We start from the raw sequence: 20,379 nt of genomic DNA, 5'->3' as shown, positions 1-20,379 counted from the left end.
ACCGCCCCGCCTTGTCGGGCGGGCCCGACGTGTGGCCGCAGATACCATGAGGCCTATGGAACATGACGCCACGGGCGAAGCGCCGCACACGCGGGCCACGCTCTCCGAAGTCGCCGCGCTCGCGAAGGTGTCGGTCGCCACGGTCTCTAAGGTGCTGAACGGACGCAGCGGTGTCTCGGATGACACGCGCAGCCGCATCGAGTCCCTGCTCGACGAGCGGAACTACAACCGCCGCCTCAGCGCTCAGAGCACCGCCCCGCTGATAGAGGTGCTCTGCTACGAGATCGACAGCCCGTTCGGCGGGGCGGCCATCGTCGGCATCGAGCGGGTTGCCCGCGAGCAGGGCATCGGCATGGTCGTCACCGGTGCGGAGGACTCCCATCTGCCCGGGCGCGGGTGGGTGGACGGCGTGCTGCGCAGGCAGCCGCTCGGCATCATCCTTGTCGCCTCCCTGCTGCCCGAGAAAGACAAGGCACGGCTGCGCAGCCGTGCTATCCCGATCGTGATGATCGACCCGTACGGTGCCCCGGCCTCCGATGCGCCCTCGATTGGCTCGGCCGACTGGAACGGCGGATTCCTCGCAACGCGGCACCTGATCGAGCTCGGCCACGAGCGCATTGCGATCATCACGGGGCCGGACAGCATGATGGCCTCGACCGCCCGCCTGTCCGGCTATCGCGCGGCGCTCGAAGCGGCGGGTATCGCGGTGCGCCGCGACTACATTCGCCCGGGCAACTTCCATCGCGACGACGGATTCACCGAGGCCCGCGAGCTCCTCTCGTCGGCCGAGCCACCGACCGCGATCTTCGCCTCCAGCGACCTGCAGGCGCTCGGCGTCTACGAGGCCGCGCGGATTCTCGGCCTCCGGGTGCCGGATGACCTGTCGGTGGTTGGCTACGACGATCTGGCGATAGCCCAGTGGGCCGGGCCCCCGATGACCACGGTTCGTGTCCCGCTGGCCGAGATGGCCGAGCAGGCCACGCACCTGGTGACCAGGCTGCGCGACGAGCCGGAGCTCGCATTCAGTCGCGTCGACATGGCGACGTCGCTCGTGGTGCGCGAGAGCACCGCCGCTCCGCGTTCCTAGAGCCTGGCCCGCTCTGCAGGGTCGCCCTGCGGTCCTCAAGCGCACATTCGAAACGAAATGTTTCCAAGTTTGATGTAAAACTTGACTTCAAGTTATCGCTGTGGCTACATTCGAATTCAATGCCACGGCGTGTCCCACGGACGTGCCACACGAAGACGACGAGGTCTCATGACCTCGACGAACTTCGACCGCGTCGGGTCTGCTGTCCCGGCGCCAACTCGGACGCGGTGACGTGTCCGCGATGCAAAAGGACTGACATGCGATTCACATTCACATCGAAAACAGTGCTTCGGTCGATCGCCGCCCTGGCGGTTGCCAGCCTGGCGGGCATGGGGCTGGCCGCCTGCTCCGGCTCCAGCCAGGGAGAGGCTGGCTCTGCGACGAGCGGAACGATCAACTGGTGGGGCTGGACGCCCACCAACTCGGACGAGGCGAAAGCGTTCATCGCCGCGTTCAACAAGGAATATCCGGACATCAAAGTCAACTTCAAGCTGGTCGGCATCTCCGACTACCAGGCCGCGATGCGTCCTGCTCTCGCCTCCGACAGCGGACCTGACGTGTTCGACCTGCAGCCCGGTGCCTACGTGCAGCAGTTCGGCAGCTACGCCGAAGACCTCACCCCGGTCGTCGAGAAGGCGCTCGGCAGCGACTGGAAGTCCCAGATCGCGAGCATCGCCGTCGACGGGCTCACCGCGAAGGGCAAGCTGACCGCGCTTCCGGTCGGCTCATCGTACGCTGGTTCGCTCTGGTACAACGCCGAGCTGTTCAAGAAGTACAACCTGCAGCCGCCGAAGACGCTCGACGAGTGGAAGAAGGTCTGCGACACCTTCGCGAGCAACGGAGTCGGCTGCTTCGCGCAGGGTGCCTCGCAAGAGGGCTTCGACCAGGACACCCTGCAGGCCATCTCGAACTCGGTCGAGCCCGGCTACTGGACCAAGGCTTCCAAGGGCGATGCCAAATGGGACTCGCCCCAGATCGTGCAGACGCTGAAGATCTGGAAGGACCTCTTCGACAGCGGCATCATGCAGAAGGGCGCGCTGGGCGCTCAGCAGTACCCGGACATCAACAACGCCTTCCTGACCGGCAAGTACGCGATGGTGATGATGGGCAGCTGGTACACGCAGTATGCGACACAGGATGCGATGACCCAGGCCATCTCGGCCGCGGGTGTTGCAGGCGCCAAGCCGTTCCCCATCCTGCCAATCACGTTCCCGGATGTCGCGGGCATGGGCAACACGAGCGAGATGTTCGGTGATGCCGACTACGGTCTGGCGGTGGCGAGCAAGTCGAAGCACAGCGCAGCAGCCGAGACCTTCGTGAAGTGGATGTCCACCAGCAAGGCGGGCCAGCAGGTCGTAGCCGACCGGCTCGACACCACCCCGGTCCTCAAGGGCATCGCGCCGGACTTCAGCACCATCAAGTTCGTGGATCCGACTCTGCAGACTGACCCGGTAAACGCCTACCTCAAGGGCACGGTCTCCATCAACGAACCGCGGTTCGCCCTGCTGAACGCCGACATCGAGAACGCCTTCCTCGCCGCCGCGCAGTCGGTCGGAAGCGGAAGCGCGACCCCGCAGGCAGCCGCGACGACACTGCAACAGGCGGCGGACGCGGTCAAGGCGAACGGATGACCGTCTCCACCAAATGGTTGAGCAGCGCGGTCGACTCTTCGAGTCGGCCGCGCCGCCGACGGCGGCTCCACTCATCCGGGGTGCCGTGGATCCTGCCGGCTCTTGTTCTCAGCGCAGGGCTGATCTACTACTGCATCGGCTACACCGGATACATCTCGACTCTCAACTGGGACGGGGCGAGTCCCGACCCCGAGTCCATCGGACTGCGGAACTACGTCAACATCTTCAACGACCCGGTGTTTTGGAAGTCGATCTGGCACACGGTCGCATTCTTCATGGTCACCTTCGGCCTGCAGACCGTGATCGGCGTGGTGTTCGCGGTCATCATGCACTCGCGCATCAAGCTCGCAGTGGTCTACAAGGTGATCATCTTCGTCCCCGTGGTCCTGGCCCCCGCCATCATGGCTCCGGTGTTCCGTCAGATCTTCGCCGCCGACGGCCAGCTCAACTGGGTGCTCGACCACATCGGCCTCGGGTTCGTCGCCCAGCCGTGGATCGGGCAGGAGTCGACCGCCTTGCCGGTAATCATGGTGATCACCATCTGGCAGTGGACGGGGCTCACCTTCGTGCTCTACTACGCGGCGATGAGCCAGATCGACAACTCGCTTCTCGAAGCGGCCCGCATTGACGGGGCCGGCAACGTGCGGACCCTAACCAGCATCATCTGGCCGAGCCTACGTGGCACCACCATCGCACTCGCGATCCTCGGCGCCATCGGGGCGCTTAAGACCTTCGACGTACCCTGGCTGGTGACGATCGCCGGTCCCAACAATGCGACCCAGTTCCTCGGCACGTACATCTACCAGATGACGATCCAACTGGCCCACGTGGGCTACGGCGCCTCCCTATCGATCATCCTGCTGATCATCGCGCTCGTCATGGCAATCATCGTGCAGGTGGGCGGCCGCGAGAAGTCAGGAGGCCGCTGATGTTCGAGGTCCGCAGCTGGTGGGGCAAAGGCCTCCTCCAGATCCTGGCGACACTGCTAGTGCTGCCTTACCTCTTTCCACTGGTCGGGATGGTTCAGGGCTCGTTCGCCGGTGACGGCTGGGGCAACTACCGAGACGTCCTCCAGGTTCCAGGGTTCTTCCGGTTCTTCCTGAACAGCGCCATCATCGCCGCCGGCGTGATCATCCTCGTCTACAGTGTGACGATGCTCGCGGCCTACGGTTTCGCCAAACTGCACATCCGTTTCCGCGAGGTCTACTTCTGGATGCTGCTGGCCTGCCTCACCCTGCCCGAGGTTGTGCTGCTCACGCCGCTGTTCGCGACCACCCAGGCGCTCGGGCTGTTCAACACATACTGGGCGGTGATCCTGCCGCTCGCGGCGTTGCAGGTCCCGTTCGCCGTCCTGCTGACGCGCAACTTCATCAACGGCCTGCCCGATGAGATGTTCGAGGCGGCCCGTGTCGACGGGGCGACCTCGATGCGCGGGTTCCTTTACCTGGTCATCCCGCTCACCAGGCCCATCGCCGCGGCGGTGCTGATCTTTACCCTGATCGGGGCATGGAACGACTACCTGATGCCGCTGGTGTTCCTGCAGTCGCAGGACACGCAGACCATCACGCTGGTCCCGCAGTTCTTTGTGGGTGAGTTCAGCAGCGACCAGACCAAGATCCTGGCCTCCGCCGTTCTGACGGCCATCCCGGAGATCGTCGCCTATCTGTGCCTTCAGGGCATGTTCGAGCGCGGCCTCGCGGCCGGCGCCATCAAGTGATCCAAACTGAAGGAGTCGAAAAATGCCATTGATCCAAGTCGACCTCGATCGCGCGCTCTACGACGCGTCACACGACGCGATCGGCGACGCGATCCACGACGCGCAGATCGAGGCGCTCGGGATACCTGCCGACGACCGATTCCAGGTGTTCCGGCCGCGAGAGACGAGCGAGCTCAAATTCGACCACGGGTACAACGGCGTGGACCGGCAGAATCTGTTGCTAATCCAGGTGACCGCGGTGCACATGTACCCGGTCGCAGTGAAACGCCGGTTCTTCGAGTCGGTGGTCGCCAAGCTGGCGCCGGTCGGCATCAGGGCGGAGGATGTTCTCATTTCACTCGTCGAGAACGGCTTCGAGGACTGGTTCGCGGGCAAATGAGCGGCGAAGAACGGATGCGGCGTCACGACGACGCGCCCCTGAGCGTGCTTTTCCTGGGCGGTACCGGTACGATCAGCGCGGCGAGCGTGCGGCTCGCCGCCGCCTCCGGGATGACCGTCACCGTTTTCAACCGCGGCACTAACGCGGCAGGGCGTTCTCTGCCCACCGAGGTCGAGCACCTGACCGGCGACGCCGCGAGCAGCGAGTCGGTCCTGGCGGCCTTGGGCGAGCGCACCTTCGACGCAGTCGTGAACTTCCTCTCCTTCAACGAGGACGACGTGGCCCGCTGTGTCGCACTCTTCGCCGGCCGTATCAGGCAGTACGTGCACATCAGCTCGGGCTCGATCTACGCCAAGCCAGTGCTGATGACGCCGATCACCGAGTCCACCCCGATCGGCCCCAACCCGCCGCTGCCGTATGCCACCGCGAAGTGGCGCGCCGAGCTCGCGCTCGCCAAGGCGCATCGCGAGCTCAGGTTCCCCGTCACCGTGATCCGTCCTTCGCACACATACGACGACGCGAACCCACCGCTGCCCGGCGGCTGGACGGTTGTCGACCGCATCGCCCGGGGGGCCGAGATCCCCGTGCACGGCGACGGCACCTCCCTGTGGACGCTGACGCACGCCGACGACTTTGCGCAGGGGCTGGTCGGACTGCTCGGCAGCGACCGTGCCATCGGGGAGACTTTCCACATCACCGGTGACGATGTGCTTACCTGGGACCAGATCTACACGCTGTTCGCCACCGCGCTCGGGGTCGAGCCGCGCCTGGTGCACGTCGCGAGCGAGCTGTACCCCGTGGTGGCGCCCGATTGGTTCTGGTCGGGTGAGTTCGTAGGCGACCTCGGCCACTCTGCGGTCTTCGACAACTCGAAAATCCGCCGCTTCGTGCCCGGCTTCGCACCGCACATGACGTTCGAACGAGCGGTGAGGCGGATGTTGGAGTGGCGCAACGCGCACCCCGGCACTGCGCGCGGCGACTCCGCCACCGAAGACGTGCTCGACCGTGTCGTCGACGCCTATCACGCCGCGCACCAAGCGTTCAGCGACCGGGCCCCGGCGTTCGTGCAGGTGCGGTCATGACGACAGAGCTTCGCCCGCTTGGTACGACGGGCCTGGGGGTCACCGCGCTCTGTATTGGCACGAGCCCTCTCGCCAGCATGCCCCAGCTGTACGGCTACGGCGTGAGCGACGAACGGGCCGTGTTGACCATCGACGCGGTGCTCGATAGCGCGATCCGCTTCATCGACACGTCGAACGGCTATGGCGCGCACGGCGAGGCCGAGAAGCGCATCGGGCTCGCGATCGCCGCGCGCGGCGGACTCCCTGATGACGTGGTGCTCGCGACGAAGGTCGACCCCGATCCCGAGACGGGCGACTTCTCCGGTGCCCGGGTGCTCGCCTCGTTCGAGGAGAGCCTCGAACGGCTCGGCGTCGACCGCGTGCCGCTGCTGTACCTGCACGATCCTGAGCGAATCCCGTTCGAGGAGGCCATCGCACCCGGTGGTCCGGTCGAAGCGCTGGAGCGCCTGCGGTCCGAGGGACGGGTCGACCGCATCGGTGTCGCGGGCGGCCCGATCGGTCTTCTCGAGCGCTATCTTGACGCCGTCGGATTCGATGTGGTCCTCAGCCACAACAGGTACACCTTGCTCGACCGATCCGCGGAGCGTCTTTTCGTCTGGGCGCGCGAGCTCGGGATCGGGGTCGTCAATGCCGCACCGTACGGTGGCGGGATGCTTGCCAAGGGTCCCGATGTGCAAGGCAAGTACGGCTACGGCGAACGTGAAGACGGTGTCGCGGCGGCAGCCCGTCGAATGGCGGCCGCCTGCGCTGCGTGCGAGATTCCCCTCGCGGCAGCGGCATTGCAGTTCTCCCTGCGCGCCGCATTCATCGACTCGACCGTGGTGGGCGTCTCCTCGCCCGAGCATGTCGCGCAGACCCTCGATTACGCGGCGATGGATATCCCCGACGCCCTCTGGGCCGAACTGGAGACGATGGTCCCCTCCTCCGCGAACTGGCTGGACTGACCGAAACGCATGCAGACACTCGCGATCAGCATCCTCGCTGCCGCAGGAATCGCATCCAACTCGCTGATCGCCCCAGTGCGCAGCGCACCGCACCGACGTCGACATCGTCGCGGTCGCATCCTGCCACGACGCGTTGGGGTTCGCCACGCGGCACGGGAACGCCTCGGCCTACATGCGCCATCTGGGCTTGAGTGCGGATCGTTCCGTCGAACTCGTGTACGTGGTGCCGCCGCAGTCCGAGCGTGCGCGCTGGACGATCGCCGCGCTCGGGGCCCGCAAACGCGTGCTGTCGGAAACCCGATGACCATTAACGCGTCCGAGGCTCGCGAGGTGCTGGCGGCCGCGGAGTGAACCAGGCGCACGGCGTTCGATGCCTTTCGCTACTACTATCACCCGCTCCAGGCCTGTCTGCGCGCGTTCGTCGGCTCCGCCGCGCCCGGGCGCCTGCTCGACGTCGCCGCGACCGTCACCTGCTTGAACCCCTGCGATCCGCGCTCATTGCGGCACGCCCGAGCATGGCGGCTGGGCGCTCGTGAACGCCGACTCCTACCCCTGCACTGGATGCGCAGCCTGCTCGGTGAACCGGCCATGGTGGCGGCAGCGACCGAGCGCGACCCGCTGGCGGCCGACCTCAGCATCGGCGCCGAGCTCGCGTTCGCAGGCGTAGTGCGAGGACGGGTGGCGGTGAGCATGAGGCCCGAGGTCTCCCTGGCATCCGAGATCACGATTGTCCGCGAAGCTGGGGCCGTCCGCGTGGACAACCTGGAGTTCCCCTGGCGCTGGCAATCGATCCGCGTCGAGCAGGAAGGGGTCAGCCGCGTCTCGACGGCCGCGTGGCTCGGGACCTACCATCACCAACTCACGGCGGTGCTCGACGCCTTTCGGTGGGAGCGGCCGCCCGCGACGGAAGGGGCCGACTAAGTCAAGAACATGACGACGGTCGACGCGATCTACTGGCCGTCAGTATTCGCTAGCGACACCGAGCGACCCGGCAAAGATCGTGTACGGCTGGTATTTGTTGGTCTGCGTGACCGGGCGCTGGGAACTGGCCCTTCCGATCGTGTGCTTTCAGAGTCGTTTTCGGCGTATGGAGCGATGATGGAACTTGAAATGCCGGACAACACCACAACGGTCGTTCGTTTTGGTATAGGGAACGCGAGCCTCCATTACAGCACTGGAGGTGGGGCCGCTGGAGGTCCGAGCATCCCAACTGCCCACGCAGCGGCCATACCGATCGTGGATGTGCTCGTGGATTTGTCGCCATATTGGCGTCGGGCCTAAGTTCGGTTAGCGCAGCGACCGAGTATTGGGCGTCGCTCAGATTGACGACGCTCGCCTCTTGCCGGGAGACGATGGCTTTTAGCGTGCCGGGATTTGGTTTCTGGTGGTCGGCGTCGTCGATCTGACGACGTTCGGATAGTCGAACGGCGCGGCGCGCAATTTTGAAGGATCACGCCGGGCCGGAGGATCACTGTTGCGACCAGGCGCTCCGGCTCGCTGCCGGCACGTCCTCAATCACTAGTGCTATCCGCCGCCGTTGCGGCTACGAATTGATGTCATCGAAATTGCTGAGGGCCGCTCGCACATCGCGACCGATATTCCGCCGCAAGTAGAGGAGTCCAGACCATTTATCGTTCATGGCGGGACGACCGAGGCGGTCTTCATTCGCATGGTGGAACGCCCCGGGGAGGAGAGTATCCCGATCACGGCCCCGATGATTCATGCGACCCCGGCAGCTGACCGCGCCCTCCTTCGAGGCCGCCGACTTGACTAGTACTAGTCGTTGTCGCAGTCGGCGAGATTGCATTGGTTGTTGTTGCGGCGGCGCTGGGCGCTCGGATGCGGCGGCGCTGAATTACCCGAACGCCTCTTTGACGGGGCGGAACTTCATCTTCGTCTCCGCCAACTCGCGATCGGGGTCGGAACCGGCGACGATGCCGCAGCCGGCGTAGGCCGTGATGTCGCCGTTGGCCTCGACCTGGGCACCGCGCAGCGCGATCGCCCATTCGCCGTCACCATCCGCACCGATCCAGCCGACCGGGCCGGCGTAACGGCCACGATCGAACGGTTCAAGTTCGTCGATGAGCGCGAGCGCGGCATCCGTCGGGCTTCCGGCGACAGCCGCCGTCGGGTGCAGGGCGGCGACCAGGTCGAGAGCGCTCGATCCGTCGGTGAGCCGACCCGAGACATCCGTCGCCAGATGCCACAGGTTCGGCAACTTCAGCGTGAACGGCATCTCGCTCGTCGTCAGCGTCGCCGTGTGCGGCGCGAGCGCATCAAGCACGCTCCGCACTGCGAAGTCGTGCTCATCGCGGTCTTTCGGGCTGGTCGCGAGCGCCACGGCGGCTTCATGATCGGATGCCGCGCCCTGGCCTCGCGAAATCGTTCCGGCGAGCACGCGCGCGTCGACCGCACCGCGGTGCACATGCACAAGCGTTTCGGGGCTCGAGCCGAGAAGACCGTCGACGGCGTAGGTCCAGCAGTCCGGGTAGCCGAGAGCGAGTTCGACCAGGGCGCGACGTACGTCGGACTCCAACGGCAGGTGGGCGCGGACGTCGCGGGCGAGAACGACCTTGTTCACGGCGCCCGCTTCGATGTGAGTCAGCGCAGAGCGAACGAGGTCGGTGTAGCCGTCGGGGCTCAGCGTTCCGGGAAGCATCGTCAAGCGGTATTCGGCGCCGAACGGAGTCGGACCGGGCACGGGCGCGTACGAAGATCCGTCCTCCGCGGGCCGCACCCGGGTAATCCAGCTGCGCCCGTTGCGGCGCCCGATGATGGTCTGCGGCACGATCAGCACGCTCGTGCTATTGCTTACGGCCGCGAACGCGAACGTGCCGAATGCGATCAGGCCGGTGCCGGGCAGTGCGATCGGGTCCTGCACCTCAGAGGTCGCCTGCAATTCATGCCACGCGACAGCGGCATCCGCAATTCGATTGGGGCCGGAGAATTCGAGTCGCAACGCCTCGCCGATGCCCGCGATGCCCTCGCCCTTACGTAGCCATAGGAGCGGATGACGGGCATCAAGAAATGGAATGAGCTGGCGCACGTCGTCGAGGGGGATGGTTTCGACGCTCAGCGCCCGCACGCCGGTTGCAATTGCGGTCACCAGATCAGCCTACGCTGGGGTGCCGTGTTCGCTCACACCAAGAGCGTCACCTGCCACAGCCGCGGCGAGCCCATCGAGAATCAGGTTGAGCCCGAACTCGAACTCGTCGCCGAAATCGTACCCGGGCTGCAGCACGTGGTCGGTCGCCAGCTCAACGAGATGCGGGTAAGCGCCGGCTGCGAACAGCTGCATCATCGGCTCGGCGACGCCGGCTGCGGTGTCGCGGCCCTCAAATGGCAGGGCCGCCTCTTGCAGTGCGAATCCGTAGAGGTAGCTGTCGAGGAGCGCGTATGCGTGCGCGGTCATTTTGACGGAGAAACCGCCGCCACGGAGAACGCCGATGATTCTGTCGTGGTGCCGCAGGGTTGCCGGGCCCGGTGTGGTTCTCGATTCGAGGAGCGTGATCGCCCAGGCGTTCCGCCTGAGCACTCGGCGGGCGCCGTGCGCCCATCGATGCAACTCCGGGCGCCATTCGCCTTCCAGAGAGGGCAGCTCGATCTCTTGGAAGACGAGATCGACGATGCCGTCGAGGATCTCGTCTTTGTTCGAAACATAGTGATACAGCGACATCGGCTTCACGCCGAGCGTCTGGGCGAGCGAGCGGATGGTCAGTGACCCGATTCCGCTCTCTCCAGCGATCGTGACGGCACCACGCAGCACGCGTTCGCGGTTCAGCGGCGTGCGGGTATGAGGACGTTCGCTCAATTCTTGGGACATTGTTCACCTAGCCTATTGCATTCTCGTACTTAGTACGATACTTTCATCGTACTAAGTACGAAATGAGATCTTCGAAAGGAACAACCCATGAATTCGATCACGGCGCACACCCAGGTGCCGCGGACAGACAGCGGTACTGCGCCAGTCACCATGCGAGGCGTCGTCCAGCAACGCTATGGCTCGGCCGATGCGCTTCACGTGCAGAGCATCGCCCGACCCACGATTGCCGACAACGAGGTACTCGTGCAGGTGCACGCTGCTGGCCTGAGCCGGGCGACCTGGCATCTGATGACCGGCAAGCCGTACCTCATGCGTCTCGGTTTGGGGTTGCGAGGTCCGAAGAGCACCGTGATCGGGCAGGACCTCGCCGGCACAATCGTTGAGGTCGGTTCGGCAGTGCGCGCATTCTCAATCGGAGACGAGGTCTTCGGCATCGGCAGCGGTTCGTTCGCCGAATATGTCGCTGCAGCTGAGGGCAAGTTGGCCCGCAAGCCGTCCAACATAACGTTCGCGCAAGCCGCAGTAATTCCAGTCTGCGGGCTCACGGCCCTGCAAGGCTTGCGTGATGCCGGCCACGTCGAAGCAGGGCAGAACGTCCTGATCACTGGCGCGGCCGGTGGTGTCGGCTCCTTTGCCGTGCAGCTGGCCAAAGCATTCCGCGCCACCGTGACCGCTGTGTGCGGCACCGCGAAGGTCGATCTTGTGCGATCGCTCGGCGCCGACCATGTCGTCGACTACACCCGAACTGATTTCGCGGATGCTGCGCAACGGTACGACCTGATCCTGGACATCGCGGGCAATCCGACTCTCGCGCGGCTGCGCCGAGCGCTTACCCTTACCGGAACGGCCGTGATCGCCGGCGGCGAGCACGGCGGCAACCTGACCGGCATGAGCCGTCAGCTCCGAGCCGTGGCGGTGTCACCGTTCATCCGCCAACGGTTGGCCATGCTCATGTGCGTTCAATGCGGCAGCGACCTCGAACAGCTTGCCGATCTCGTCGAGCAGGACACCATCACACCGAGCGTGGACCGGTCCTTCCCGCTCGAGAAGGTCGCCGACGCAATGCGTTACCTCGAATCGGGCCAGGTACGAGGAAAAATCGCCGTCACCATCTGACCGCCGGCACGCAACTGCAGTTCCCCGTGGACCCGACACCAACATCCTGGGCTTCACCGGTTGCGTCGGCGACGTGAAGCGTCAGACAGATATTTGGGTTGGTGGACAGCAGACCGCCCAGATAGGTGACATCACGATCGGCGCAACCGTCCATGATCACTTTGGACGCCAGCCACGGCGGACTGTTCGACCTCGTGCCCACGAACAGGCACAGGGGTTCACGCTGGACCGGACTATGCACGCTGGCCCGGACCGGATCGCGAAGGGCATCCGGTCCGTCGCGCAATGTCCTCTCCAGCGCAAATGGCAATCCGGCTCGGCACTCTGTTCGGCAACTGGGTATGGGCCGCACGCTCGCTGATGAGCCCGACCGTGGAACGGCCGGATAGAACAGCCTTGTGTTTCGCGCGGGGTCGCAGGGTCAGTCCACCATAAGACCATTCTGTACAACTCATGGCAAGAGTGTTGTACGTTAGGGGCATGGACGTGACGATCAGTAAGCTGCGGGCGGAGTTGGCGAGCTGGGTAGAGCGCGCGCGTGACGGTGACGAGATCATCGTTACTGACAGAGGAATACCCGTTGCGCGCCTTTCATCGGTAGCGACCGCGCCCCTGATCGAACAGCTCACCCAGGCCGGGATATTGGGCAAGCCGGCTCGTGCGGGGCGGCCTACTGCGCGTGGCGCAACGCGCGTCCACGCTCGCGGATCCGTGGCTGATTTAGTCAGTGATCAGCGACGCTGAGCATGGCGATCGTGTACTTCGACAGCAGCGCCTTCGTCAAGCTGCTGGTCGAGGAAGACGGCAGCGAGGTGGCCGCCGCGCTCTGGGACGGCTGCGATGCCGCAGTCTCGTCGCGACTGGCCTATCCGGAAGTACGTGCCGCGCTGGCGGCTGCTGGTCGCGATCACCGGCTGGAGCCCGACGATCAGCGCCGTGCCGAGGCGGCGTGGGAGGAGTTCTGGGCCACGACCCGACCGGTTGCGTTGACCGAGACGATCACCATGCACGCCGGAGAGCTTGCGGGTGCGCATGCGCTGCGCGGTGCAGACGCTGTGCATCTGGCGAGCCTCCTTGCCGTTGGAGCGGCGGATACCTTGTTCGCAGTCTGGGACAGACGACTGCGCTCCGGTGCCAAGGCCGCCGGAGCGCGGGTGGTCCCGACTGCGTAGCACATTCGTCGCGTGTGTACCCGGCCCGGTGATATGCCTGAAGTCACGTTGTCAGCGAAACGGCGACCGGCCGTCGCGTGGCAAAGTGCTAGCATTGATAGCACGGAGGTGGTCAGGATGGCGGCAGTCAGCGTCAGAGATCTTGATGACGACGTCAAGGAGCGTCTTCGCGTCCGCGCGGCCGAGAATGGTCGGTCGATGGAAGCCGAGATCCGCGCGATCCTCATTGCAGCGGTGAACGAGCCGAAATCTTCAGAAGGCCTGTTGTCGGCTGTGCTTGACCGATTCGGCGCCCTCGGCGGTGTCGAGCTGGAGTTGCCTGTGCGTGTAACGCCCACCCGGGCCGCCGAGCTCGCATCGTGATCGTCGTCGATACAAATGTGATCTCAGAGCTCATGAGGCCGTCCCCGGCACGGGTTGTCGCGGACTGGGTACGCGCGCAGTCACAACGTGAGCTCTACACGACCGCGGTCACGCTGGCAGAGGTTCGCTACGGCATCGAGAGGCTGGATGCTGGTCGTCGCAAGGAGCAGTTCGCGATCACGGCCGACGAGGTTTTTGCCGCGTTCGGCCAATACATCCTTCCCTTCGATTCAGCGGCAGCCCTTCACTACGCCACCATCGTGAGCGCTCGTGACCGCGCCGGCGCGCCGATCGACGGATTCGACGCGCAGATCGCTGCAATCTGCCGCAACCACAACGCGATCTTGGCGACGCGCAATGTCAAAGACTTCCAGGGCACCGGAATCGAGATCACCGACCCCTGGCAAGTCGGCTGAGCGGCAGCACTCATCCGCAGTTCGCCGTGGACCCGACACGAACATCCTGGGCTTCACCGGTTGCGTCGGCGACGTGAAGCGTCAGACAGATATTTGGGTTGGTGGACAGCAGACCGCCCAGATAGGTGACATCACGATCGGCGCAACCGTCCATGATCACTTTGGACGCCAGCCACGGCGTCAGGTCGACACCGCCCGTGCTACTCGTCCAGATCCCTGCGGGCACCCAAGCCAGATATCCGTCGGACGCCGCCGACAAACCGATGGTCGCAGTGGCGCCGGCCTTGAGCCAGGTCGGAGCCTTGACGATGTAGAGAGTGTCTCCTTTGGGAACACCCATCTTGAACTCGTCGGTGCGAGTCCCGTGCACGTTACCGAAGACGCCTTGGATGGTGACCCCGCCGATCGTGGCGTCGATGTTGCCGCTTGGTGCGGTCCCTGAGGTGCCATCGGTGCACGAGAGTCGCACGGTGTGGCCCGCTCGGACGGTGTTGGAACTCGGTGTCGCCGGTGAGGGCGCAATTGAGGCGGACGGTGGCGTCACGGACGATGTCGCAACACAACCAGCCATCGTCAGCAGCACGGCCGCGGCGGATGCAGCCGTTGCGGACCATCGACAGAACAACGATGTCCCCGTCATGGGCTCATGCTACCCGCCCCGCTTACGACCTTCACGGCGCGAGCTGGTGCCCGGGAGCTCAGGCAAGCGCCTCGCGAAACCCCAACTAAGCTTGAATCTGTGAGCAAGGCCGACCTCAGCAAACAGCCGTCGCAGGTCGCGGCGATGTTCGACACGGTCTCGACCCATTACGACCGCACCAACACCGTGTTGTCGATGGGCAACGCGTCGCTGTGGCGAGTGGCCACGACGCGTGCGGTCGCCCCGAAACCGGGTGAACGCATCCTGGATGTGGCGGCGGGCACCGGCACGTCCAGTGCCGCGCTGAGCCACAATGGGGCGTTCATCACGGCTGCGGATTTCTCGGCGGGCATGATCGAGGTGGGTCGTCTGCGCCACGCATCCAACCCGTTCATCGAATTCGTTCAAGCGGATGCGACGCAACTCCCGTTCGACGACGCCAGTTTCGATGCCGTCACGATTTCGTTCGGGCTGCGCAACGTCGAAAACCCGAAGCAAGCACTTGCCGAGTTCTATCGCGTGCTGAGGCCCGGCGGCCGGGTCGTCATCTGTGAGTTCTCCCGCCCCCCGCAAACGCTGATCCGCACCGGCTACTTCGGCTATCTGCGCTACGCGATGCCCGCGTTGGTGCGCCTGGCATCGTCGAACCCGGATGCGTACGACTACCTGATGGAATCGATCCGCGACTGGCCGAGCCAGAGCGTGCTCTGTGGATGGCTGCGTGCGGCCGGCTTCACAAGCGTCGCCTACCGCAATCTGACAGCCGGAATCGTGGCCCTGCATCGCGGCGTGAAGCCTGCCGGGCCCAAAACACAACCCAAGCCTGCCCGACCGGAAACAAAGGGGAAGTAGTGGCGCCATCGATTCCGCTGATGCGGCGCGGCAGCACACTTGCGAGCCAATTCGGATTGACAGAACGCATCTTCGCGTCCGGCGAGGACAAGGCGTTCGCTGCGGCGATCGAGGCCGGGCTCGACACGGTCGAGCTCGGCTTGCACGCGCAGATGCGCTACGCGGACCAACTGGCGGATGTCACCGCTCGCTACCTCTTGAAGGCCGGCGGCAAGCGCGTGCGGCCCATGCTCACGCTGCTGACTGCACAGCTTGGCGACGGAAATACGCCGCAAGTGATCACCGCGGCCGAGGCAGTGGAGATCACCCACCTGGCGTCGCTGTACCACGATGACGTGATGGATGACGCGCTGATGCGGCGTGGTGTGCCGAGCGCTCAGACGGTGTGGGGCAACTCCGTCGCCGTGCTGACCGGCGATCTGCTGTTCGCTCGCGCCAGCAAACTGGTGGCGGACCTCGGCGAACGGGCGATCCGGTTGCAGGCCGACACGTTCGAGCGGCTCTGCCTCGGCCAGTTGCATGAGACGATCGGCCCGGAACCCGACGAGGACCCGATCGAGCACTACCTCGGTGTGCTTGCCGACAAAACCGGGTCGCTGATCGCCGTCGCAGCCCAGATGGGCGTCGTGTTTTCCAATGCCTCGAGCGCTTACGAGACCCCAGTGGTGATGTTCGGCGAGAAGATCGGCGTGGCCTTCCAGCTCATCGACGATGTGATCGACTTAACTTCTGCGGCCGAAACGACGGGCAAGATGCCCGGAACCGACTTGCGTGCCGGTATTGCGACACTGCCGTTGCTGAAGCTGCGAGAGCGCGCCCCTCGGGACGCCGATGCTGCCGCACTGCTGCACCGCCTCGAGACTGAAGTCATCGGCGCTCCGGCCGACGTTAATGTCGCCGATGTCGACGTGACCGGCGCCGTGGCTGCGCTGCGTGAACACGACGTCACCACCGAAACGCTCGCCGAAGCACACGAGTGGGCGCGCCAAGCCGTTGCGGCCTTGGCGCCGTTGCCTGAAGGCCCCGTCAAGAAGGCTCTCTCTCGCTTCGCAGACACGATTGTCGAGCGTTCCAGCTGATCGTGAAGGACTCTATGAACAGGCTCAGACTGGCGATCGTTGGAGCCGGACCGGCCGGCATCTACACCGCGGACATTCTGTTGCGCGCCGAGCGCAACTTCGATGTGTCGATCGACCTGTTCGAGCAGTTGCCGGCGCCGTACGGGCTCGTGCGCTACGGGGTTGCGCCGGATCATCCCCGCATCAAGGGCATCATCACGGCACTGCGGGAGGTGCTCGACCGCGGAGTGATCCGCGTGTTCGGCAACGTGCGTTACGGCGAAGACATCACACTCGATGATCTCAAGCAGCACTACAACGCGGTCGTCTTTGCAACCGGCGCCGTGCACGATGTCGACCTGGGCATCCCCGGCATCGACCTCGAGGGTTCCTACGGCGCCGCCGACTTCGTGAGCTGGTATGACGGGCATCCGGATGTGCCGCGCACCTGGCCCGTCACGGCGGCTTCCGTCGCGGTGATCGGCAATGGCAACGTGGCACTGGACGTCACGCGAATGCTCGCCAAGCATGCCGAAGACCTTCTGCCGACCGATATCCCGCCGAACGTATACGATGTCATGAAGTCGTCGCCGGTGACGGACGTGCACATCTTCGGGCGGCGCGGGCCGACTTCGGTCAAGTTCACACCGCTCGAGCTGCGCGAACTCGGCGAGCTGCGTGACGTCGACATGATCCTCGACGACGAGGACTTCGACTACAGCGACGCAGCACGCACCGCGATCGCCAGCAACAAGCAAGTCATGGTGATCGACCGCATCCTGCAGCAGTGGCGGCAGCGCGCTTCGGCAAGCTCAGGGACCGGCGGCGCGAGTCGGCGCATCCACTTGCACTTCTTTGCGCGACCGGTCGAGATCGTCGGCGACGAGAACGGCCGGGTTGCGGCCATCCGTTACGAGCGTACGAAGCCAGACGGTCATGGCGGCGTCATGGGCACCGGAGAGCTGCGCGAGACCGCGGTTCAGGCCCTTTATCGGGCGGTCGGTTATTTCGGGTCGCCGCTGCCGGGTGTTCCGTTCGACAAAAAGCACGGCATCATCCCGAACCGCGAGGGCCAAGTGCTGCGCAAGAGCGATAACGAGCAGTTCTATGGGGTCTATGCGACGGGCTGGATCAAGCGGGGGCCCGTCGGTCTGATCGGCCACACGAAGTCGGACGCGATGGAAACCGTGCAGCACATCATCAACGACCAGGGCAACTGGTGGGCACCCGCTGAGCCGAGCGAGGAATCGGTTCTGACCATGCTGAACGAGCGTGGAATCGAGTACACCAACCTCGACGGCTGGCACAACCTCGACCAGCATGAGCTCGCGTTGGGTGAAGCCGAAGGTCGCACCCGCATCAAGGTTGTGCCGCGCGACGAGATGGTGCGCATCTCCAATCCGCGTCCGCCAACCCCCGCTCCCTGAGCGCGCTGCTGCCCCTCCCGTTGGTCGAGTAGCCCGCGAGTTTTCGGTCCCTGAGCGGAGTCCAAGGGCGAGCCGGCGCATCGAGACCACTTTCCGTCCCCGCTCGTACCCGAAAGGCCGCGACCGAGATCCGACCTCGTAGGCTGAGGCCATGGCGTCAGCGGCGACACAGCAGGAGTGGCAACCGGATGTTCTCGGCAAGCACTTCGAGCAACTCACGTTGCCGCTCGGCAGCGACAACGAGGGTGAGGTCGTCGCCACTCTCGTGCGGCACGTGCCGCCGTTCCGCTTGCAACTCGGCCGCCCGGTTGCTGCCGGCACCGACGTGCTCTATGTGCACGGCTGGTCGGACTACTTCTTTCAGCGGCATCTCGCGGAGTTTTTCAGTCGGGCGGGTGCTCGATTCTTCGCTCTCGACCTGCGCAAATACGGTCGCAGTCTGCGCGAGGGCCAGACTCCGGGTTTCATCACCGACCTTGCGACCTACGACGAAGACATCGCGGCAGCACGCGAAGCGATGGGTGGCAACCGGCGGCTGATCGTGATGGGGCACTCGACGGGCGGCCTCATCTTCAGCTTGTGGGCGGAGCGAAATCCGGGCGTGGCATCCGCTGTGATTTTGAACAGCCCCTGGCTGGAGTTCCAGGCGAGCGCACCGGCTCGCACCGTGGTCGCACCACTGGTCGGGCTCGGTGCGCGCGTCGATCCGCTGGCCAGGATGCCGTCCCTCGACTTCGGCTTCTACAGTCGCTCGGTGTCCGCTGCGATGGACGGCGAGTGGGAGTACAACATGCAGTGGCGCCCTGAACGCGCCTTCGCGGTGCGGCCGGCTTGGCTGAACGCCATTCTGGTCGGGCATGCACGGGTGGCCATCGGGCTGGCGATCGACGCGCCGGTGTTTACGATGCTGTCCGCTAAGTCGACGCTGCTGCCGCACTGGACGCCGGCAATGCTGCGAAGCGACATCGTGCTGAAGGTCGACGATATCGCGCGCAGCGCACTGAAACTCGGGCCGATAGTGACCGTTGCCCGTTTCGACGGGGCGTTGCACGACATCATGTTGTCCGAACAGTCCGTGCGCGAGGAGGCGTTTCGGCAACTGACACGCTGGCTCCGCGGCTACGTCGCAGGCGGCGTTCGAATGTCATGAAGCCGGGGTGGGAGTACCGTCGGAGCATGATCAGCTCGCCCTGTGCTGCGCTCGCCGACGCGGAGACTCACGTCACAGAAACAGCAGGGCGCTGAGGTGTCGACATCCGCTCAGATGCCGGGGTCGACATCCGTCGCCTCGCAGAGCCGCCTCGGGGCGGTCGCGCGGTTCGGCCTGCTGATCGGCCCGATGCTGAGCATGATCGACTCGAGTGTCGTCAACGTGGCGATTCCAGACATCGCCACCGAGTTCAAAGCCCCGCTCGATCAGGTTCAGTGGGTCGTCAGCGCATATCTGCTCGCGCTCGGCATCGGCCTGGCCGTCACCTCCTACCTGGCGAAGCGGTTCGGAACCCTGCGAATCTACCTGTTCAGCATGCTCGCGTTCGTGGTCACCTCTGCGGTGTGTGCGATCGCACCCAGCGTTGACTGGCTGATCGCCTTCCGCGCGCTGCAGGGTTTCGCGGGCGCGCCCCTCGTGCCGCTGGCGATGGGGATGCTGCTGGACAAGAGCGCACGCGAGAAGTTTCCGATCGGGGCGGCGCTCGTGCTGTTTCTGGCCCCGTCGCTTGGCCCAACGCTCGGTGGTCTGCTGATCGGCAGCGGCGGATGGCGGTGGATCTTCCTCATCAACATCCCCGTTGGCATCTTTGGTCTGCTCACGCTCGTGCGCGTTCCGAAGTCGGCGGGACCGCCCACGGTGCCCGGGACCCGGTTCGATCCGATCGGATTCTTGTTACTTGCCCTTGGCGTCACCGGAACACTGTACGGTGCATCACAGGGAACGGCAGACGGCTGGAACTCACCGGATTCATACCTGCCGCTCGGCGTCGGAGTCGTGTTGCTGGTCGGGTACACGTTCTGGGCTCTGCGTCGGGAGAACCCGGTCGTCAACCTGTTGATGATTCGACATGGCAACTCTGCGCTCGCCCTGCTGCTTCAGGTGTTGTGTTCTGTCGTCACGTTCGGCACGATCTTTCTGATTCCCGTGTTCACGCAGTCATTGCAGGGCTACAGCGCCCTGGAGACCGGGCTCGCACTGTTGCCGCAGGGCATTGTCATGGGACTCGGCACCGCCCTCGGGCAGGTGCTTTCGAAACGGATCTCACTGCGGGTGCTGGTTGTCGTCGGCTTTGCAGCGTTGGCCGCATCGAGTGTTTTCCTGGTGCTGATTGCACCTGACACACCGCTGTGGGTGACCGCGATCATGCTCTGCGGGCGAGCCATCGGCATCGGGTTCGTGACGACTCCGCTGCTGATGTCCATGCTGGCGCCGCTGGAAGACAGTGAGCTTGCCGACGGCAACACTCTGTTCAATATCACGCAGCGGATCGGCGGTTCCGTCGGCGTCAGCATCCTCGGCTCGATGATCGCAACCGGCGTTGGTCTGAGTGCAGTGGTCGACTCGTTCCACCTGGTGGGCTGGATCATGATTGCCGTGGCAGTAGTCGCCGCGTTCGCGTCGCTTGCCCTGCGGCCGCGGGCGGAGCCGGTGGCCGCGTAGCAGGTGGCCGCGTAGCGCG

Annotated in this window: 21 protein-coding genes; 18 read left to right on the top strand and 3 right to left on the bottom strand. The window is 64.9% G+C overall.

Annotation, left to right across the window (positions count from 1 at the left end; translation table 11 throughout):
• Nucleotides 1-55: 55 nt before the first annotated feature.
• The 8 genes from QU604_RS18985 (at nt 56) to QU604_RS18950 (ending at nt 7,761) form a co-directional block, all read left to right on the top strand.
• The gene (locus tag QU604_RS18985) at nt 56-1,087 is read left to right on the top strand and encodes a LacI family DNA-binding transcriptional regulator (protein WP_308466163.1); all 1,032 of its coding nucleotides are present in this window, start codon (nt 56-58) and stop codon (nt 1,085-1,087) included.
• A 257-nt stretch (nt 1,088-1,344) separates the two neighbouring features.
• On the top strand, nt 1,345-2,718 hold the full coding sequence (locus QU604_RS18980) for an ABC transporter substrate-binding protein (RefSeq protein ID WP_308466162.1): 1,374 nt from the start codon (nt 1,345-1,347) through the stop codon (nt 2,716-2,718).
• Nucleotides 2,715-3,647: a carbohydrate ABC transporter permease gene (locus tag QU604_RS18975; protein WP_308466161.1), complete on the top strand. Its 933-nt coding sequence runs from the start codon at nt 2,715-2,717 to the stop codon at nt 3,645-3,647. The genes QU604_RS18980 and QU604_RS18975 overlap by 4 nt, the downstream gene beginning before the upstream one ends.
• 89 nt (nt 3,648-3,736) lie before the next feature.
• On the top strand, nt 3,737-4,435 hold the full coding sequence (locus QU604_RS18970) for a carbohydrate ABC transporter permease (protein WP_308466160.1): 699 nt from the start codon (nt 3,737-3,739) through the stop codon (nt 4,433-4,435).
• 22 nt (nt 4,436-4,457) lie between these two features.
• The gene (locus QU604_RS18965; RefSeq protein WP_308466159.1) at nt 4,458-4,814 is read left to right on the top strand and encodes a tautomerase family protein; all 357 of its coding nucleotides are present in this window, start codon (nt 4,458-4,460) and stop codon (nt 4,812-4,814) included.
• Nucleotides 4,811-5,896, top strand: coding sequence for an NAD-dependent epimerase/dehydratase family protein (locus QU604_RS18960; RefSeq protein ID WP_308466158.1), 1,086 nt, complete (start codon nt 4,811-4,813; stop codon nt 5,894-5,896). The genes QU604_RS18965 and QU604_RS18960 overlap by 4 nt, the downstream gene beginning before the upstream one ends.
• A complete protein-coding gene (locus tag QU604_RS18955; RefSeq protein WP_308466157.1) occupies nt 5,893-6,840 on the top strand; it encodes an aldo/keto reductase in 948 nt (315 codons plus the stop codon). The genes QU604_RS18960 and QU604_RS18955 overlap by 4 nt, the downstream gene beginning before the upstream one ends.
• A gap of 561 nt (nt 6,841-7,401) precedes the next feature.
• Nucleotides 7,402-7,761, top strand: a complete 360-nt coding sequence (locus tag QU604_RS18950) for a hypothetical protein (RefSeq protein WP_308466156.1) — start codon at nt 7,402-7,404, stop codon at nt 7,759-7,761.
• A 934-nt stretch (nt 7,762-8,695) separates the two neighbouring features.
• Here the strand turns inward: QU604_RS18950 and QU604_RS18945 are convergent.
• Together QU604_RS18945 and QU604_RS18940 are read right to left on the bottom strand one after the other, a co-directional pair.
• A complete protein-coding gene (locus QU604_RS18945) occupies nt 8,696-9,946 on the bottom strand; it encodes an isochorismate synthase (protein WP_308466155.1) in 1,251 nt (416 codons plus the stop codon).
• A 9-nt stretch (nt 9,947-9,955) separates the two neighbouring features.
• A complete protein-coding gene (locus QU604_RS18940) occupies nt 9,956-10,663 on the bottom strand; it encodes a TetR/AcrR family transcriptional regulator C-terminal domain-containing protein (protein ID WP_308466154.1) in 708 nt (235 codons plus the stop codon).
• A gap of 87 nt (nt 10,664-10,750) precedes the next feature.
• On the opposite strand from QU604_RS18940, the gene QU604_RS18935 reads away from it, so the two are divergent.
• From QU604_RS18935 to QU604_RS18915, 5 genes are all read left to right on the top strand, one after another.
• Nucleotides 10,751-11,779, top strand: coding sequence for an NAD(P)-dependent alcohol dehydrogenase (locus QU604_RS18935; protein WP_308466153.1), 1,029 nt, complete (start codon nt 10,751-10,753; stop codon nt 11,777-11,779).
• Between the two features lie 453 nt (nt 11,780-12,232).
• Nucleotides 12,233-12,523 carry a type II toxin-antitoxin system Phd/YefM family antitoxin gene (locus QU604_RS18930; protein WP_308466152.1) on the top strand — a complete coding sequence of 97 codons (291 nt, stop codon included), beginning with the start codon at nt 12,233-12,235 and terminating at the stop codon, nt 12,521-12,523.
• Between the two features lie 11 nt (nt 12,524-12,534).
• Nucleotides 12,535-12,951, top strand: a complete 417-nt coding sequence (locus QU604_RS18925) for a type II toxin-antitoxin system VapC family toxin (RefSeq protein ID WP_308466151.1) — start codon at nt 12,535-12,537, stop codon at nt 12,949-12,951.
• A gap of 117 nt (nt 12,952-13,068) precedes the next feature.
• A complete protein-coding gene (locus tag QU604_RS18920; protein ID WP_308466150.1) occupies nt 13,069-13,314 on the top strand; it encodes a FitA-like ribbon-helix-helix domain-containing protein in 246 nt (81 codons plus the stop codon).
• Entirely contained in the window at nt 13,311-13,730 is a 420-nt protein-coding gene (locus tag QU604_RS18915; RefSeq protein WP_308466149.1) for a type II toxin-antitoxin system VapC family toxin, read from the top strand. Before QU604_RS18920 ends, QU604_RS18915 begins: the two co-directional genes overlap by 4 nt.
• A gap of 10 nt (nt 13,731-13,740) precedes the next feature.
• On the opposite strand, the gene QU604_RS18910 is transcribed toward QU604_RS18915, so the two are convergent.
• Entirely contained in the window at nt 13,741-14,370 is a 630-nt protein-coding gene (locus QU604_RS18910) for a hypothetical protein (RefSeq protein WP_308466148.1), read from the bottom strand.
• Between the two features lie 99 nt (nt 14,371-14,469).
• On the opposite strand from QU604_RS18910, the gene QU604_RS18905 reads away from it, so the two are divergent.
• The 5 genes from QU604_RS18905 to QU604_RS18885 all read left to right on the top strand — a co-directional run bounded on the left by QU604_RS18905 (nt 14,470) and on the right by QU604_RS18885 (nt 20,360).
• Nucleotides 14,470-15,222 carry a class I SAM-dependent methyltransferase gene (locus tag QU604_RS18905; protein ID WP_308466147.1) on the top strand — a complete coding sequence of 251 codons (753 nt, stop codon included), beginning with the start codon at nt 14,470-14,472 and terminating at the stop codon, nt 15,220-15,222.
• A gap of 20 nt (nt 15,223-15,242) precedes the next feature.
• A complete protein-coding gene (locus tag QU604_RS18900; protein WP_308468976.1) occupies nt 15,243-16,301 on the top strand; it encodes a polyprenyl synthetase family protein in 1,059 nt (352 codons plus the stop codon).
• A gap of 14 nt (nt 16,302-16,315) precedes the next feature.
• Nucleotides 16,316-17,707 (top strand): FAD-dependent oxidoreductase, encoded by a 1,392-nt coding sequence (locus QU604_RS18895; protein WP_308466146.1) that lies wholly within the window; start codon nt 16,316-16,318, stop codon nt 17,705-17,707.
• 151 nt (nt 17,708-17,858) lie between these two features.
• On the top strand, nt 17,859-18,857 hold the full coding sequence (locus QU604_RS18890) for an alpha/beta hydrolase (RefSeq protein WP_308466145.1): 999 nt from the start codon (nt 17,859-17,861) through the stop codon (nt 18,855-18,857).
• A gap of 96 nt (nt 18,858-18,953) precedes the next feature.
• Entirely contained in the window at nt 18,954-20,360 is a 1,407-nt protein-coding gene (locus QU604_RS18885; protein WP_308466144.1) for a DHA2 family efflux MFS transporter permease subunit, read from the top strand.
• The last annotated feature ends 19 nt before the right edge of the window (nt 20,361-20,379 follow it).

Source organism: Rathayibacter sp. SW19 (assembly GCF_030866825.1).
In the GTDB taxonomy this organism is placed as follows: Bacteria; Actinomycetota; Actinomycetes; order Actinomycetales; family Microbacteriaceae; genus Rathayibacter_A; species Rathayibacter_A soli.
Note: the sequence above shows the minus strand (reverse complement) of the source record. Positions and strands in the feature narration are given on the sequence as shown.

Coding starts and splice junctions, on each gene's coding strand:
- QU604_RS18985 (WP_308466163.1), top strand. CDS start 56: ATGGAACATGACGCCACGGGCGAAGCGCCGCACACGCGGGCCACGCTC.
- QU604_RS18980 (WP_308466162.1), top strand. CDS start 1,345: ATGCGATTCACATTCACATCGAAAACAGTGCTTCGGTCGATCGCCGCC.
- QU604_RS18975 (WP_308466161.1), top strand. CDS start 2,715: ATGACCGTCTCCACCAAATGGTTGAGCAGCGCGGTCGACTCTTCGAGT.
- QU604_RS18970 (WP_308466160.1), top strand. CDS start 3,737: ATGGTTCAGGGCTCGTTCGCCGGTGACGGCTGGGGCAACTACCGAGAC.
- QU604_RS18965 (WP_308466159.1), top strand. CDS start 4,458: ATGCCATTGATCCAAGTCGACCTCGATCGCGCGCTCTACGACGCGTCA.
- QU604_RS18960 (WP_308466158.1), top strand. CDS start 4,811: ATGAGCGGCGAAGAACGGATGCGGCGTCACGACGACGCGCCCCTGAGC.
- QU604_RS18955 (WP_308466157.1), top strand. CDS start 5,893: ATGACGACAGAGCTTCGCCCGCTTGGTACGACGGGCCTGGGGGTCACC.
- QU604_RS18950 (WP_308466156.1), top strand. CDS start 7,402: ATGCGCAGCCTGCTCGGTGAACCGGCCATGGTGGCGGCAGCGACCGAG.
- QU604_RS18940 (WP_308466154.1), bottom strand. CDS start 10,663: ATGTCCCAAGAATTGAGCGAACGTCCTCATACCCGCACGCCGCTGAAC.
- QU604_RS18935 (WP_308466153.1), top strand. CDS start 10,751: ATGAATTCGATCACGGCGCACACCCAGGTGCCGCGGACAGACAGCGGT.
- QU604_RS18930 (WP_308466152.1), top strand. CDS start 12,233: ATGGCAAGAGTGTTGTACGTTAGGGGCATGGACGTGACGATCAGTAAG.
- QU604_RS18920 (WP_308466150.1), top strand. CDS start 13,069: ATGGCGGCAGTCAGCGTCAGAGATCTTGATGACGACGTCAAGGAGCGT.
- QU604_RS18910 (WP_308466148.1), bottom strand. CDS start 14,370: ATGACGGGGACATCGTTGTTCTGTCGATGGTCCGCAACGGCTGCATCC.
- QU604_RS18900 (WP_308468976.1), top strand. CDS start 15,243: ATGCGGCGCGGCAGCACACTTGCGAGCCAATTCGGATTGACAGAACGC.
- QU604_RS18895 (WP_308466146.1), top strand. CDS start 16,316: ATGAACAGGCTCAGACTGGCGATCGTTGGAGCCGGACCGGCCGGCATC.
- QU604_RS18890 (WP_308466145.1), top strand. CDS start 17,859: ATGGCGTCAGCGGCGACACAGCAGGAGTGGCAACCGGATGTTCTCGGC.